This window comes from Pseudoduganella violaceinigra DSM 15887, from assembly GCF_000425385.1.
Classification (GTDB): Bacteria; Pseudomonadota; Gammaproteobacteria; order Burkholderiales; family Burkholderiaceae_D; genus Rugamonas; species Rugamonas violaceinigra.
Genome location: NZ_AUDI01000009.1, coordinates 260,798 through 276,315, shown reverse-complemented (window position 1 = coordinate 276,315; position 15,518 = coordinate 260,798). Strand labels below are relative to the sequence as shown.

Here is a 15,518-nt window from a genome sequence, read left to right as displayed (position 1 = left end):
GGGTTTTTTTTTACCTGTCCCGATTATGCTTCGGAACCGTGGCACAAGGTTCGGAAGAAGCGGCAGGCAGCGGCGTCGCCGGCTGCGCACTCATCCTTCATGATCTGGCAATTTTCCCAGCCTGGGGATGCCGACACGCTGTACGAAATGCCAAAACCCATGCCGATGGCTGCAACCAGGATTGCTGTTTTCAGTTTATTCACGGTTCTCCACTTTCATTATGTTGGTTTAATGGGCCTTTAACAGCAGGCCACGCAAATCCTAACATTAATCCCCGTGAATATTGTTAAATAATTAATTGCAAGTTAGGCAGCGGGGCGCGGCTGCGGCGCCGCAGGCGGGACGGCAATGGATTCGTTCAGGCGCAGGAACTTGAATCCCGCTAAGCCGTTCTGTGGGCGTGCCTGGGTGCGCGCAATAAAGGCTTCGAAGGGCTCCTCGCGTACCGCCGGGGCCGACGAATGCAGGAGGCGGCGCTGGCCCTGCGCATCGAGCACAACCAGGCCGACATGGGTGACCATGTGCTGGCCCTGGCGCACCGATACCACTTCCACCAGATCGCCTTCCTCCAGCGTGCTGAATTCGCGCATGGCGCGTGCCACCGGCAGGAAGGATTCGACGCTGTCCTGCACCGGTATCGCGCGCTGCACATGGTGCTGGCTCAGCAGGAACCGGGCGCGGTCGACCCGCATCGCATAGCTGGCGCCGCTGCTTGCGTCGGACAGCAGCCAGCGGTTGTTGATGTTCCAGTCCACTTCCATGTAATGGTTGCGGCTGGCGACGCCGATCACGCCATCCTTGTAGCGGATGCGCTGCAGCGTCCAGAAAAACTCTTCCCATGACGCGCTCAGCGCCATCGCGTAAGTATGTTCGGCGAACACCAGGCAATCGCTGGCGCCCAGGCTGTACATGGGCAGCGTATCGTGCAGCTCATAAGGGAATTCGCCGAGCAGGTTCAGCTTGTACGGCTGGCCGATATTGCGGCGGCCGATGGCGGCGATGCGTTTGCGCAGGTCGGGCTCGGTGCGCCGCAATTCGGTGATGAAGGCGCCGGCCTCTTGCGGCGACATCTGGTAAATCTGTTTGGGTTCGCTTGCCGAAGCCAAAGCTGCGGCGAATACCAGGCTGGCGAGGAGGGGCATCAGGTGGGCACTTTCAACATATTGTGGACGCCGAGGGGCTCGGACAGGAGCTCGGCTGCTGCCAGTGTAATGGATGCCCGACGGTAGCCGCCAGCGCCGGGTGCGAAATTCGTATGGCATTGTCTTCTTACCTGCCCGAATTGCGGCGGCGGTTTCGTGCCGCGCCCGATCCGCCCGTGACAAACTGGAACAACTATCTGGGCGCGGACCCGGCCAGCACCGCACCAGCGTTGAATTGCCGGCGGGGCGGGTCTAAGCTGATACGACGATCCGTCACGAGGAGGGCTGTCCAATGAACGCGCAACTTGCAGGGGTGATGGTATTGGCTGCCGTGGGTTCGGCGCCGGTGTTTGCGGCCGACGCCAAAGCCGAAATGGCCGCCGTGAAGGCGGTCGACCAGAATTGGCTGAAGGCGTTCAAGGCCGCCGACGGTGATGCGCTGGCCAGCCTGTATGACGACAACGCGGTGCTGATGCCGCCAGGCGCGCCCGCCGTCATGGGCCGCGCGGCAATCCGCGCATTCCTGCTGAAAGAAGCGCAGGGCGCCAGCCAGTCGGGCATGGCGTTCAGTTTCGGCGAGAAAAGCGATGGCGGCACAAACGGCAACCTTGGCTGGTCGTCCGGCACGTATATCGTCAAGGACAAGGATGGCAAGGTGGTCGAGACCGGCAAATTCCTTTCCGTGAACCGCAAGGTCAATGGCAAGTGGATGTATTGGCGCGATACCTGGAACGCCGACAGCATGCCGCCGAAATAGTGCCGCTGCCATCGTTGCTGCATGCTGGCCACGAGCCGCACGGGCGAGCTGGCCTTGCCCGCGCACAGCGTGTTGGGCTGAGCGCGCGGGTATAATCTGCGGTTTTGCACTCGCAAGCGCAAGACTATGCCCATCCGCCTGATCGTTGGCCTCGGCAACCCCGGAGCCGATTACGAACAAACCCGCCACAACGCCGGCTTCTGGCTGGTGGACAATCTCGCCAATTCGCTGCCCAATGCACGCCTGCAGCGCGAAGCGGGCTTCAATGCCATGGTGGCCAAGACCATCATCGGCGGCAACCAGCTATGGCTGCTGGAACCGCAAACCTATATGAACCGCTCCGGCCAGTCGGTCGGCGCGATCGCGCGTTTCTACAAGATCCAGCCCGAGGAAGTGCTGGTGGTGCACGATGAGCTGGACCTGCCGCCCGGCGCGGCCAAGCTGAAGAAGGGCGGCTCCTCCGGCGGCCATAACGGCTTGAAGGACATCACCGCCGCCCTGGGCACCCAGGATTACTGGCGCCTGCGCATCGGCATCGGCCATCCGCGCACGCTGAACCTGAACCAGCCGGTGGCCGACTTCGTGCTGCACCGCCCGCGCCGCGAAGAGCAGCTGCTGATCGACGAAGCCATCGAAAAAGCCCTGCGCGTCATCCCCACCGCCGTCGCCGGCGACTTCACCAAGGCCACGATGGAGCTGCACACGCCTTAAGCGGCATTGTCCGCCTGGCGCAGCAGGCGCCACACCATCCCCGCCACCACCGCCACGCCCAGCACCAGCACGCCCCACAGGATGATGAGGCGGTTGCGGGCTGCGCCGCTGTCGGCGCTGGCGCGCCGTGCGGCATCGGCCATGGCTTCGACCTGGGCTTGCGCCGGGCCGGCTGTGGCGCGCTCCAGCTTGCGCAATTCGTCCTGCGAGAAGCCGGGCGCCACCTCCGCGATGTCGCGCGCCGCCGGTGCGGCTTGATCGCGCCCGACGGCCAGGGTGTAGGGCGGCGTGCCGCCGGCGACGAAGACCAGCGTGGCCGGTTCCCAGGTGATGCGCAATGCCGGCTTGACGGCCGGCGGCTGATCGAAACGCAGCACCCAGCGCTCGCCGATCCAGGCCGGGACGGCGATATCGCTCGATTCGCGCGGCTTGCCGTCGTGTTCCAGCCGGAAGAAGGTGGTACGCACCGCGGGCTCGAATTGGACCTGGGCGGAGCGCTGCTGCGTGCGATAGCTACCCAGCGTAACCGGCAGTACCAGATTGCCGCTGTCGATCTGCAGTCCCGCGCGCAGGGGCGTGATGCCGGCGGGCCTGGTGTACTGCAGGTCGCGCGGGTCGCGGCCGGGCTGCGCTTGCAGCAGCAAGGAATCGGTGACGACGGTGTCCTTGCCGCGCACCCGGGCCTGGGCGCTGATGCCGGCAAACTGCAGGGGCTCGCCGCTGCGCCAGCTCAGGCGTGCATAGCGCATGGGGCGGGCCGGGAATTCCAGCTTGTCGCTCGCCAGTTTTTCATCGCTGGCGTTGGCGAGCCAGCTCAGTTCCGCGGCGCCCACGGCTTCCCAATTTTTCAGGTCGTCGCTGGCCTCCAGCAAGACCTGGCTGGTGTACGTGCTGCGTCCTTGCGGCAGGGTGAATTGCAGGGCGTCGATCTGGGCCGGTTCGGCGGCGCCCTCCTGGCGCAAGTCGAGCACCAGCCCGGCCAGGCGTGCGCGTGCGTGCTCGCCCTGGCCGGCCGGCAGGCGCACGGACAGCACGCGGCCGTCGGTCGCCGTACTCACTTCCAGTCCCGCCATCGGCATGTCGGCGCGCTCCGCCATCAGGGGGAAGATGCGCACCGGCAGGGCGCGATGGGTGGTGCTGGCGGTATTCTCCTGTGCCCGCAGCGCGAAAGGCTGTGCGGCGCCGTTGGCGTCGAAAATACGCACGTCGTGCAGGCTGGCCGAACGCGCGTTCAGGTAGGCGTCGCGCGGCAGCTGGAGCTGCACCACGCTGGACTTGCCGCTGAGCGCCAGCGGGATGACGTGGGTGTAATCGCGCGGCGTATCGCCTGGCGCGGCCGCGGCGACGGAGGCCGCCGCGGCGAAGAGCAGGGCATTCATGCCGCCTCCTTGCTGGTTTCATCATTGCGCGCCGAAGGATACGGAGCGAGGTAGCCGATGCCCACCATGAGCGCGCCAACGCCGAGGAAGGATACGATGCGTTCGACGCCGCCGACATTCGACAGGTCGACCAGGAACAGCTTGGCCACCACCACGCCGAGCAGCACGGCGCCGGCGATCCACAGCTTGCGTTCCAGCTTGCGCGCGGCCTGGCGCATCAGCAGCAGGGCCGTCACGCTCCAGACCAGCGACAGCATGGCTTGCACGAACTGCGACTGGAACAGGTCCTCGAACCGGTAAGGCACGCCAAGGTAATGCGAGACGGTGCGCAGCAGCGCCAGGTTGAACCAGGCATAGGCCGCCAGCGCGCCGGCCGCCAGCAGTTGCGGGCGGTACGGCGCGAGGCTGGCGCGGAGCATGCGGTAGCCGGCCACGCACAGCAGCAGGGCAAAGATGCTGGTCAGGTCGAGCGGGTTGGCCAGCGGGATGTAGGGCAGCGGGGCCATGGCGCCGTCCTGCGTCAGGTTCCATACGGCGACCAGCAGCAGCGACCAGGCGCAACCGAGCGGCAGCAGGACATCGCGGTACCAGGCGGCGACCGGCTTGACCGGCCAGCCATCGGCGCGCACGCGGCGCATGACCCAGGCCAGGGCGCCCATCATCAGCCAGGCCGGCAGGAAGTTGGCCCAGGCCGGATCCGCGCTGCCGCCATCCAGTGCGCGCGAAATCCAGTAGGCGCCAACCGGCCAGATCATCATCCAAGGGCCGCTTGTGCGCACGGTATGCAGCAGTACCAGCGCCGGATGGCGCAGGGCGCTGCGGCGCATGCGCCATTCGCACAGCAGCCAGAGCACCGCGTAGGCAACCCAGTCCTCGCCGGCCGGCATGTCGCCGCGGCCATACAGCACGCCGAGCATGCCGAGCGTGGTAACGATGAACAGCACCCAGGCCGGCAGCGCACCGGCGCGCAGGGCCGGCCATTCGAGGCGCTGCGCCAGCACGATGAACAGCGGCGTGGTGGCGGCGATCATCAGGATGTAGGCGCTGGCGCGCAAGCCGCTGTACGGGTCGAACGCGCCGGTGGTCGCGATTTCATAAAGGGCTAGCAGCCAGTTCGCGAATGTCGGCACGATCACCAGCAGCCACCACATGCCGGCGTAGGCCAGGATTGCGTTCGACAAGGACAGGACGCTTTTCGCGCCATGGCGCATCAGGGCCCAGGCGGTGAACAGGGCGCCTGCCAGCAGCATCACGCTGCCGATGATCGGCGTGGCGAACAAATCGGGCGAAACCGGGGCGACTTCCCAATGGGCCAGCAGCAGGCAGCCCAGTACCAGGCCGCCGAGCAGTTGTGTGGCCAGGGCCAGGCCGCGTGCCATCGGCCAGGCCAGCCGGCGTGCGATCAATCCCATGACGACGGCCGCGCCGATGGCGCTGACGGCCAGCAGGTCCGCTTGCAGCTTGCCGCTGGTGCGCAGGATGACTTCGGTCCATGCGCCGCCCAGCAGCCAGACCGCTGAGCCGAGCAGGAACAGCGCGCCCACGACGCCCAGGCCGCGCCGGCCTTCTTCCTCGGCATGGCTGCGGAAGCGCATGGCCATGAAGCAGGCGCTGGCTGCCAGCAGCAGGAAGCCCAGCCACAGGTTGGCATTCATCGCCTTGAAAGCGGACAGGCCGGCGACCGAGCCGATGAAGCTGACCCAGGCGCCCAGCTGGACCAGCAGGCCGAAGCCCCAGGCCAGCGGCTGGCGCTGGCGCAGGCCGATCCAGACAATGCCGGCGCCTTCCAAGGCCCAGGCGGCGGAGGTCCAGCGGCCGTCGAGCGCCATCGGAATGGCCAGTGTGCCGAACACCACGGCCAGCGCGGTGAAGGCATCCACCAGCAAGCCGTAGGTGGCGCGCCGGCGCGCCAGCGTGATGGCCAGCGCGCCGTAGAACAGGCCCAGCGCGAGGGTGGAGTAGGCCATGCCGAAGGCGAAGTCTTTCACCAAGCCGAATTGCAGGCTGGCCGCCAGCATCGGCGTGCCGAATACCAGGGTGCCGTCCACATAACTCTTCAGCTTGGGCGCCGCGAGGTGGGCATAGGCGATGGCAATGCCAACGTAGTACAGGAAGAACAGGAGCAGGAAGCCTTGCACCGATTGGTAGAACTGCGGCTCGTAGCGCAGCACGCCCCACGCCGTGCCGATGGCGAAGGTGAACACGAAACCGAGCAGGTTCAGGACGCGCCAGGAGCGCTTGAGGGCGATGGCCAGGATGCCGGCGTTGAGCAGGGCGTAGTAGGTGAACAGGGCGATATGGCTGCCTTGGCCGGTGGAGGTCAGGATCGGCGCGGCAAAGCCGCCGGCAATGCCGAAAATGGCCAGCCATTGGGCGTTCTGCAGCACCGCCAGCATGCAGGTGCCGATGGTGAGCAGGAACAGCATGGTGAACGCCATGCCGCTCGGGATCAGGTGGTAAATGCGGAAGGCGCCGAAGACGACCAGCATCAGCACGGCCATGCACGTGCCTTGCAGCGGCAGGCTGACGCCCTTGTGGCTGCGGCGGATGCGCCAGGCCCAGGCCAGGGCGGCCACGTCGGCCAGCACGATGCCCGCCAGGCGCAGCTCGATCGGCACGGTGACGCGGGCGGCGGCATATTTGAGCAGGAAGCTGACGCCGATGAACAGGATCAGCAGGCCCATTTTGGCGACCAGATTGCCTTCAAACAGCCAATTGCGGGCGGCGCTGAACCATGCCGGGGGCTGGCTCGGACGGGGCGCCGGACGCGGCCGCGCAGGCGCGCTGGCGGCGGCTTCCTTGGCGGCGCCCCAGGCGCTGTCGGACATGCTCGCCGTGGCGGGCGTGGCCATGGTGTCCACTTTGGCCGGTTCCATTTGCGCAGCGGGCGTTGCCGGTGACACCGGCGCCGCCGGGACCGCGGGCGGCGTGACGGCGGTGCGGGCCGCCTGGGGAGCGTGCTGCGCTGGCATGGCCGGCACCGGCGCAGCGCTGGGTTTGGCCACGGCCGGTACCGGGATGGCCGCTGCGGGCGGTGCAGCGGGCGCCGCCTCCGGCGCGGCGGGCATTTCAGCGGCAGGCGCGGCGCGTTGGCGCTGCAGGCTGGCGACGGTGGACTCCAGCGCCGCCAGTTCCTTTTGCAGCCTCAGTGCATGCTCGCGCGCGTGGCGGGCGTCGCGGCGGGCCGTCCAGGCCCAGCGCGCCACCACGGCGAGCACGATAAACCACAGAAATTCCATGACAAGCTCCCTCTATTGTTCTAAAAGCATTATTTACTGCCGGGAACAATAGCACAAGGGGCGGCGATACCCGTATTGGCAAGCGTGCGGGGTGGTATCGGGAAATGATCCCGCTTAGCCGTCGGCCTCCGGAAGCAGCAGCAGCAGGTCCGTCGCCCCGGCGTCAACCCCGGCCTGCGACAGCAGGGTGGTCGCCTGGCCGCGATGGTGGGTCTGGTGATTGAAGAAATGCAGCAGCAAGAGGCCAAGCTGGCGCCGGTTGGCCTCGCCGTTCATGCGGCGGTAAGTGATGACTGCCTGCAGGTCATCCTCGGCCAGGCCGGCGCTCCAGTCCAGGATCAGCTGGTCGAGCCAGACGCGCTGCCGGTGCAGGTCGGCGAAACTGTCGAACAGGGGCTGGTTCAGCGCCGCCGGCGTGGGCAGGGCGGCAAGCGGCGCCAGCGCGGCGGCAAAGCGCGCGTGGCTGGCAATGCGCTTGAGCCAAATGGTGTCGGCCACGGCGATATGGTTGAGTGTCGCCAGCAGGGAGCCGAAGAAGGCCCCGCGCGCGGCTGCCAGCTCCTCCGGCGGCAGGGCGGCCGCGGCCTCGTACAGCTTGTTGTTCATCCACGCGTTGTAGCGGGCCAGCAGGGTGATCTGGGCGGTTCCGGGCATGATCTGGGGTACAATCTCGGTCTATTTGCGGAAAATTCCGTAGCAGAACCATATCATTTAAAGGTTTTCCATGAGTCTCAAATGCGGCATCGTCGGCCTGCCTAACGTCGGCAAGTCCACCCTCTTCAATGCACTGACCAAGGCCGGTATCGCGGCCGAGAACTACCCGTTCTGCACCATCGAGCCGAACGTCGGCGTGGTGGAAGTGCCTGATCCGCGTATGCAGCAGCTGGCCGACATCGTCAAGCCGGAGCGCATGGTCAACGCGATCGTTGAATTCGTCGACATCGCCGGCCTGGTGGCCGGGGCCTCGAAAGGCGAAGGCCTGGGCAACCAGTTCCTGTCGCACATCCGCGAGACCGACGCCATCGTCAACGTGGTGCGCTGCTTTGAAGACGACAATGTGATCCACGTGGCCGGCCGCGTATCGCCGCTGGACGACATCGAAGTGATCCAGACCGAGCTGGCGCTGGCCGACCTCGGCACCGTGGAAAAAGCCATCCACCGCGAGCAGAAGAAAGCCCGCTCCGGCGACAAGGATGCCGCCAAGCTGGTGGCCCTGCTGGAAGTGCTGGTGCCGCACCTGAACGAAGCCAAGCCGGTGCGCGCGCTGGGCCTGGACGCTGAAAAAATGGAACTGATCAAGCCGCTGTGCCTGATCACCGCCAAGCCTGCCATGTATGTGGCCAACGTGTCCGAAAGCGGCTTCACCAACAATCCGTTGCTGGACCAGCTGACCAAGTACGCCGAAGCGCAGAACGCCCCGATCGTCGCCATCTGCGCCGCCATCGAAGCGGAAATCGCCGACCTGGACGACGCCGACAAGGAAGCCTTCCTGGCCGATATGGGAATGGCCGAACCGGGCCTGGACCGCCTGATCCGCGCCGGCTTCAAACTGCTTGGCCTGCAAACCTACTTCACCGCCGGCGTGAAGGAAGTGCGCGCGTGGACCATCCACGTGGGCGACACCGCGCCGCAGGCCGCCGGCGTGATCCACACCGACTTCGAGCGCGGCTTCATCCGCGCCCAGACCATCGCTTTCGACGACTACATCGCTTACAAGGGCGAAGCGGGCGCCAAGGAAGCGGGCAAGATGCGCGCCGAAGGCAAGGAATACGTGGTCAAGGATGGCGACGTGCTGAACTTCCTGTTCAACGTCTAACCCCTGTCGCATAAAAAAAGCCGCCGTGTGAAATGGCGGCTTTTTTTTTCGCCCGGCGGGCCTGGCCGGGCTATTGGTCTGCCACGAGCGTACCTGCCTTGGCCCAGTTTTCATGCGGCACCTCGGTGATGACAACGTCGACACTGTCGGGCGGGCAGGCCAGGATGTCGACGGCAAGGCGGGTTACTTCGCGCGCGAAGGCGCGCTTCTGTTCCAGGGTGCGGCCGGCGCGCATTTCCAAACGCAAGATAGGCATGGCAATTTCCTCTTCAAGCGGCGCGCCGGAGTGCGCGCCAACACTTGCAGTGTTACCGACCCTTGCGCCAGGATAAATAGGCAAACGTTTCGCTCACTCCAAACCGGCAGGTTTCGAATCGCAGCTTACGGTTGCTTCGCTTCGAAGTCGCGGATGGTCTTGGTAAAGCCCTCCATCAGCGGATTCGGCACGGCCAGCGACAGCTGGTAATGCTCGATCTTCAAGCCCTTGCCCGTGTTGAGCAGCACCCCGCTGGCCTGGCAAGTCCCCATCTGCGTGTTCAACTGTTCGTCAAACCACACGTATTTCTTATCCGGCGAAAAGTAGACATTGCGCTTTTGCGCCGTGAAACTCCACGCCTTCTTGCGGTCCCAGAAGCGCTTGGCCCAGGCCTTGAACTCCTTGTAGTTCCACACTTCGCTCTTGTCGGTGCCGATGAAGACGGCGTCCGGCGTGAATTTTTCCCAGTAGTCGGGACGGGTGTTGGCGGCGTCGTCGTGCCAGCTGTCGACGAAGCTGTTGACCTGCTGGCGGAATTCGGCGTCCGGGTCGGCCGCGAGAGCGCTGTGCATCATGAGGGCGGCGGCTGCGGCGATCAGCAGGTGCTTCATTTATCGTCTCCTGGGTCGGTGTTGGCGAAATAGTATAATCGCCGGATTCTGCACAGCTTCCAATAAAAATCATGGCTTCACCTAACGATAATGCCAGCATGGCGCTGTTCTGCGACTTCGAGAACGTCGCACTGGGCGTCCGCGACGCCAACTACGAGAAATTCGACATCAAGCCCGTGCTGGAGCGCCTGCTGCTGAAGGGCAGCATCGTGGTCAAGAAGGCTTACTGCGATTGGGAGCGCTACAAGGCGTTCAAGGGGCCGATGCATGAAGCGAATTTCGAACTGATCGAAATCCCGCACGTGCGCCAGTCCGGCAAGAACTCGGCCGACATCCGCATGGTGGTCGATGCACTGGACCTCTGCTACACCAAGGCCCACGTCAATACCTTCGTCATCATTTCCGGCGATTCCGATTTTTCGCCGCTGGTATCCAAGCTGCGCGAGAACGCCAAGCGCGTGATCGGCGTGGGCGTGAAGGATTCAACGTCCGACCTGCTGGTGGCCAACTGCGACGAATTCATTTTCTACGACGACCTGGTGCGCGAATCGCGCCGCCAGCGCCAGACCAGCCGCGATGCGCGCGAGCAGCAGCCAAAGCGCACGCCGGAAGAGGAAAAGCGCCGCCGCGAAGAGATGGACAAGCGCCGCAACCAGTGCATCGACATCGCCTACACCACCTTTGACGCGCTTGCTGCCGAACGCGGCGAAGGCAAGATCTGGGCATCGGTGCTGAAGGAAGCGATCAAGCGCCGCAAGCCGGACTTCAGCGAGTCGTACTACGGTTTCCGTACCTTCGGCAACCTGCTGGAGGAAATGAAGGCGCGCGGCCTGCTGGAATTCGGCCGCGATGAGAAGTCGGGTGCGTATGTTTATCGCGGCAACCAGCCGGCTGTCTTGCCGTCGGTGGAGGCGCCAGCCGAGCACGAAGCCGGGTTGGCGGCGGATGCTGTCGCCGATGCGCCGGAACTTGCCGAAGACGCGGCGCCGCACGCCGAGCCAGGCGACACGCGCCGCGATCGCGAAAGCCGCGATAGCCGCCGTAACCGGGGCAACCGCGGCGGCCGTGGCCGTCGTGGCGAAGGCGATGCGGTGCCTGCGGTAGCCGCCGTTGACGTGCCGGACGATGCCGAAGTCGCTGCCGTCGCTGTCGTGGAGGAGGCGGCGCCCGTGATGGAAGCGCCGGCCGAAGCCCCGCCCAAGCGTACCCGTGCCGCTGCCAAAAAGCCGGCCGCCAAGAAAACCAGCGCGCGCGCCAGCAAGGTCGCGCAGGCGGCCGCCGAGGCGGCCGAGGCTGTGCAGCAGGCGGAAGCGGTGCTGGCGGCGGTTGCCGAAGTTGCCGCACCGGCTGACGCTGCGGCGGAGGCGCCAACCGACGCCCAAGCGGCGCCCAAGCGCGCCAGGAAGCCGGGTATGCACAAGGCATCAGCGCGCAGCAAGCTGCCGAAGAAGCCGAAAGCCGAAGCAGCTTAACGCCGCCCAGCCGGGGCCTGCACCATTGGAGCAGGCCCGCCGGCGGCCTGGCTGCCGGTTTTCTGCCATACTCACGGGCACTATGCCCATCATCTCCGAACTTACCCTCTACCCGGTCAAATCCTGCGCCGGCCTGTCGCTGAAGCAGGCGACCCTGACCCGCGCCGGCCTCATGACCGAGCAGGTATACGACCGCGAGTGGATGCTGGTCGACGCCAGCGGCGTCGCGCTGACCCAGCGCGAACATCCCCGCATGGCCCTGATCGTGCCGCAGCTGAAGACCGACACCATGGAACTGCGCGCGCCCGGCATGCTGCGCCTGGAAATCCCGCTCGGCTTGCCCGACCCGGACAGCGCGCCGGCTCTGCAGGTGCAGGTATGGGACGATACGGTGCTGGCCTACGATTGCGACGACGTCACCGCCACCTGGTTCAGCAAGTACCTCGGCATCGCATGCCGCCTGGTGCGTTTCCATGCCAACGCCCAGCGCCTGACCAGCGGAAAATGGACCGGCGGCGCGCAGCATCCGACCCTGTTCTCGGACGGCTACCCGATCCTGGTGATCGGCAGCGGGTCGCTGCAGGATCTCAATGACAAGCTGCAGCAGCAAGGCCGCCAGCCGTTGCCGATGAACCGCTTCCGTCCCAACCTGGTCATCGGCGGCCTGGACGCCTTCGAAGAAGACTACACGGAAGAATTCCGTATCGGCGACGCGGTACTGAAGCCGGTCAAGCCCTGCGCGCGCTGCCCGATGCCGTCGATCGACCAGTCCACCGGCGAATTCGGCCCCGATCCGCTGGACATCCTGCAAGGCTACCGCGCCAAACCGGAAGTGGACGGCGGCATTTGCTTCGGAATGAATGCCATCGTGGCAACGGGTGATGGCATAAAACTATCGGTCGGCGATCAAATCGAGGTTACACTGTCGTTTTAGTAGTAAATAGTGGCGGGCGATGGAGATCACGCAGAACAACACGGGCAAGCAGCTCACCCAGGCGGAACTGGCGGCAGAAAACCAGTCCCTGCGCGCCCGCCTTGCCTACCTGATCGACCAGGCCGACCGCAACCACGCGATCATGATGCGCCACCAGGCGTTTGACCTGGAAATCGTCGGCGCGGCCAGCTTCCCCGAGCTGATTGGCACCATTTTCCGCACCCTGCCCGTGATTTCCGACCTGGATGCCGTGACCCTTTCCCTGGTCGACGAGGGCGACGATATCCGTACCGTGATGGAAAAGCTGGGCGTCGATTTTGCGGCATTCCCGGACCTGGTGTTCGTCCCCGACCTTGAAAGCCTGGGCTTCGAGCTCGATGCCGGCCACGCGCCCAAGCCACAACTTGGCATGTTCGACGCGGCCAAGCATCGGCGCCAGTTTCCGCAGCCAGGCGTGCGCCTGCAAAGCGTGGGCATGGTGCCGCTGCTGCGCAACAAGCGCCTGATTGGCTCGCTGAACTTGGGCAGCGCCGATCCGGCGCGCTTCTCGCCCAGCCTCGGCACCGATTTCGTGGAGCATATGGCGTCCATCATCGCCATCTGCCTGGAGAACGTGATCTCCAACGAAATGTTGAAGTACATGGGCCTGACCGATGCGCTGACCGGGGTATTCAACCGCCGCTATGTGGATCGCCGCCTGCTGGAGGAGATTTCACGCGCACGCCGGCAGTCGTATCCGGTGTCGTTCATGTACATCGATATCGACCATTTCAAGCGGGTCAACGACAGCGTCGGCCATGGCGGCGGCGACGAGGTGCTGCGCGAGGTGGCCAACCGCATCAAGGCGGAGCTGCGCGTGTCCGATGCGCTGGCGCGTTTCGGCGGCGAGGAATTCGTGGTGCTGCTGATCGATGCGGACCTGGACAGCGCAGCCTATGTCGGCGAGCGCATCCGGGCCGGCATCGCTGCCAGCATGTTCGAATTGTCGCAGGGCGTGCAGGTGTCGATTACGGCGTCGGTGGGCGTGTCCAGCCTGGCGCAAGTGGACGACGGCGGCAAACCCGAGGTGCAGGCGGCGCGCCTGATCGAGCTGGCCGACGACGCGCTGTACCAGGCGAAAGAGGGCGGGCGTAACCGGGTGGTGCGGTATGCCGGTTGACCCCGGGCGACCGGAGTCTGAGCCGAGGGGCTGCGCCCGTGCGTTCGGACGGCTTTCAGGCCAGCAGATCGTTTTCCGCGCGCGCCACTTCCTCTGCCGTGCCGCGCAAGACCACCACATCGCCCGCTTCCAGCGTCATGCCCGGCTCGGCCTCCAGCCGCACCCGGCCGCGCCGGATGGCTGAAATCTCGGCGCCGCTTTCATCCAGACCCAGCTCCCGCACGCACTTGCCGATGCAGGACGCCTGTTCGCCCAGCGGCACCGAATGCAGCCGGACCATTTCCGATTCCTCGCCGCTGTCGCTGGCGCCGTGGAAGTAGCCGCGCAGCGAGGCATAGCGTTCTTCGCGCGCCCGCTGCACGCGGTGCACCACGCGCCGCAGCGGCACGCCCAGCATCACCAGCGCATGGGACGCCAGCATCAGCGAGCCCTCCATCAGCTCCGGCACCACCTCCGCCGCGCCGGCCTCCTTCAGCCGGTCCAGGTCCGAATCGTCGTGCGAGCGCACGATCACCGGCAGTTCCGGCGCCAGTTCATGCACCAGGTGCAGCACTTTCAGGGCGGACGGCGTGGACGCGTAGGTGATCACGATGGCCGAAGCGCGCTTGATACCGGCTGCCACCAGCGACTCGCGCCGCGCGGCGTCGCCGTAGGAAACGCTGGCGCCCGCGGCCTGCGCCTCCTGCACCCGGATCGGGTCCAGGTCCAGCGCCTGGTAGGGGATCTTTTCCTCGCTCAGGAGCGTGGCCAGCGACTGGCCGGAACGCCCGAAGCCGGCCACGATCACGTGCTTTTGCGCCGACATGGTGCGCGCCGCGATATTGGTCAGGTTCAGCGACTGCATCATCCACTCGTTGGCGGAGAATTTCATCACGATCCGGTCGGACTGGGCGATCAGGAAGGGCGCCAGCAGCATCGACAGCACCATCGAGGCCAGCACCACCTGCACCACGAAGGGGTCGACCAGCTTCATGCCGCCCACCACGTTCAGCAGCACGAAGCCGAATTCGCCGGCTTGCGCCAGGGCCAGGCCGGTGCGCATCGCGGTCGACGTGGTGGCGCCGAACAGGCGCGCCAGGCCGGCGATCAGGGCGAACTTGAGCAGCACCGGGCCGGCCAGCAGCACCAGCACCAGCCACCAGTTTTCCATCACCACGCGGGCATTGAGCAGCATGCCGACGGTGATGAAGAACAGGCCAAGCAGCACGTCGCGGAAAGGCTTGATATCCTCTTCCACCTGGTGCTTGTATTCGGTTTCGGAGATCAGCATGCCGGCCACGAAGGCGCCCAGCGCCATCGACAGGCCGGCCTGCTCGGTGATCCAGGCCGCGCCCAGCGTCACCAGCAGCAGGTTGAGCATGAACAGTTCCTGCGAGCGGCGCATGACCACGATGGTGAACCATTTGCGCATCAGCTTCTGGCCCAGGAACAGCAGCAGGACCAGCACCGCGGCCGCCTTGGCGCCGGCCAGGGCCAGGGTCATGGGCAGGTCGGCCGGATTCTGCGCCAGCGCCGGAATCAGGATCAGCAGCGGCACCACCGCCAAATCCTGGAACAGCAGGATGCCGATGATCTTGCGGCCATGCAGGCTTTCCAGTTCCAGCCGCTCCGTGAGCAGTTTGACCACGATGGCGGTGGACGACATGGCCAGCGCGCCGCCCAGGGCGAACGACGCCTGCCAGCCGAGGTGGATGGCGGGCGGCAGCAGGAAGTGGATGATCCAGCCAAACAGCATGGTGACCGCGATAGTGAGCACCACCTGCGCCATGCCCAGCCCGAACACGATCGAGCGCATGGCCATCAGCTTGGGCAGGGAGAATTCCAGCCCGATCGAGAACATCAGGAACACCACGCCGAATTCGCCCAGCAGCTCGGTGGCGTGGCTTTGTTCGGCCAGGCCCATGGCGTGCGGGCCAAGCAGGATGCCGACGGCCAGGTAGCCGAGCATCGGCGGCAGGTGCAACATACGGAAGGCGACCACGCCGAGGACGGCGCTGCCCAGGAGGAGGAGGGTCAGTTCAAGGGGGGTGAACATCCGTTGT

At 65.6% G+C, this 15,518-nt stretch carries 14 protein-coding genes and 1 pseudogene; 7 read left to right on the top strand and 8 right to left on the bottom strand.

Annotated features, from left to right (window positions below):
* Window positions 1-23: 23 nt before the first annotated feature.
* Window positions 24-203 (bottom strand): hypothetical protein, encoded by a 180-nt coding sequence (locus H597_RS0107590; protein WP_028101607.1) that lies wholly within the window; start codon window positions 201-203, stop codon window positions 24-26.
* 102 nt (window positions 204-305) lie between these two features.
* Window positions 306-1,142 (bottom strand): N-acetylmuramoyl-L-alanine amidase-like domain-containing protein, encoded by an 837-nt coding sequence (locus H597_RS0107585; protein WP_035373411.1) that lies wholly within the window; start codon window positions 1,140-1,142, stop codon window positions 306-308.
* Window positions 1,143-1,274: 132 nt separating this feature from the next.
* Between H597_RS0107585 and H597_RS36205 the strand changes: the two are divergent.
* From H597_RS36205 to pth, 3 genes and pseudogenes are all read left to right on the top strand, one after another.
* Window positions 1,275-1,363 (top strand): annotated as a pseudogene (locus H597_RS36205) (DUF1272 domain-containing protein); the annotation flags it as partial.
* A 71-nt stretch (window positions 1,364-1,434) separates the two neighbouring features.
* Window positions 1,435-1,899, top strand: a complete 465-nt coding sequence (locus H597_RS0107580) for a YybH family protein (protein ID WP_083940995.1) — start codon at window positions 1,435-1,437, stop codon at window positions 1,897-1,899.
* 126 nt (window positions 1,900-2,025) lie between these two features.
* Complete coding sequence (gene pth, locus H597_RS0107575) at window positions 2,026-2,610, top strand: aminoacyl-tRNA hydrolase (RefSeq protein WP_028101604.1); 585 nt, start codon at window positions 2,026-2,028, stop codon at window positions 2,608-2,610.
* Here the strand turns inward: pth and H597_RS0107570 are convergent.
* The 3 genes from H597_RS0107570 to H597_RS0107560 form a co-directional block, all read right to left on the bottom strand.
* Window positions 2,607-3,989 (bottom strand): DUF3999 family protein, encoded by a 1,383-nt coding sequence (locus H597_RS0107570; RefSeq protein ID WP_028101603.1) that lies wholly within the window; start codon window positions 3,987-3,989, stop codon window positions 2,607-2,609. The genes pth and H597_RS0107570 overlap by 4 nt on opposite strands.
* The gene (locus H597_RS0107565; RefSeq protein ID WP_028101602.1) at window positions 3,986-7,228 is read right to left on the bottom strand and encodes a DUF2339 domain-containing protein; all 3,243 of its coding nucleotides are present in this window, start codon (window positions 7,226-7,228) and stop codon (window positions 3,986-3,988) included. The genes H597_RS0107570 and H597_RS0107565 overlap by 4 nt, the downstream gene beginning before the upstream one ends.
* A 114-nt stretch (window positions 7,229-7,342) precedes the next feature.
* Window positions 7,343-7,882 carry a DinB family protein gene (locus H597_RS0107560; protein WP_028101601.1) on the bottom strand — a complete coding sequence of 180 codons (540 nt, stop codon included), beginning with the start codon at window positions 7,880-7,882 and terminating at the stop codon, window positions 7,343-7,345.
* A 70-nt stretch (window positions 7,883-7,952) separates the two neighbouring features.
* Between H597_RS0107560 and ychF the strand changes: the two genes are divergently transcribed.
* A complete protein-coding gene (gene ychF, locus H597_RS0107555; protein WP_028101600.1) occupies window positions 7,953-9,044 on the top strand; it encodes a redox-regulated ATPase YchF in 1,092 nt (363 codons plus the stop codon).
* Between the two features lie 70 nt (window positions 9,045-9,114).
* Here ychF and H597_RS0107550 read toward each other — a convergent pair whose 3' ends face one another.
* Together H597_RS0107550 and H597_RS0107545 are read right to left on the bottom strand one after the other, a co-directional pair.
* Entirely contained in the window at window positions 9,115-9,300 is a 186-nt protein-coding gene (locus H597_RS0107550; RefSeq protein ID WP_028101599.1) for a 4-oxalocrotonate tautomerase, read from the bottom strand.
* 125 nt (window positions 9,301-9,425) lie between these two features.
* A complete protein-coding gene (locus tag H597_RS0107545) occupies window positions 9,426-9,911 on the bottom strand; it encodes a nuclear transport factor 2 family protein (protein WP_028101598.1) in 486 nt (161 codons plus the stop codon).
* Window positions 9,912-9,982: 71 nt separating this feature from the next.
* On the opposite strand from H597_RS0107545, the gene H597_RS0107540 reads away from it, so the two are divergent.
* The 3 genes from H597_RS0107540 to H597_RS0107530 all read left to right on the top strand — a co-directional run bounded on the left by H597_RS0107540 (window position 9,983) and on the right by H597_RS0107530 (window position 13,476).
* The gene (locus H597_RS0107540; protein ID WP_028101597.1) at window positions 9,983-11,383 is read left to right on the top strand and encodes an NYN domain-containing protein; all 1,401 of its coding nucleotides are present in this window, start codon (window positions 9,983-9,985) and stop codon (window positions 11,381-11,383) included.
* Between the two features lie 82 nt (window positions 11,384-11,465).
* On the top strand, window positions 11,466-12,317 hold the full coding sequence (locus H597_RS0107535; RefSeq protein ID WP_028101596.1) for an MOSC domain-containing protein: 852 nt from the start codon (window positions 11,466-11,468) through the stop codon (window positions 12,315-12,317).
* A 19-nt stretch (window positions 12,318-12,336) separates the two neighbouring features.
* Window positions 12,337-13,476 carry a GGDEF domain-containing protein gene (locus H597_RS0107530; RefSeq protein WP_051293609.1) on the top strand — a complete coding sequence of 380 codons (1,140 nt, stop codon included), beginning with the start codon at window positions 12,337-12,339 and terminating at the stop codon, window positions 13,474-13,476.
* 55 nt (window positions 13,477-13,531) lie between these two features.
* On the opposite strand, the gene H597_RS0107525 is transcribed toward H597_RS0107530, so the two are convergent.
* Window positions 13,532-15,511: a monovalent cation:proton antiporter family protein gene (locus tag H597_RS0107525; protein ID WP_028101594.1), complete on the bottom strand. Its 1,980-nt coding sequence runs from the start codon at window positions 15,509-15,511 to the stop codon at window positions 13,532-13,534.
* Window positions 15,512-15,518: the final 7 nt, after the last annotated feature.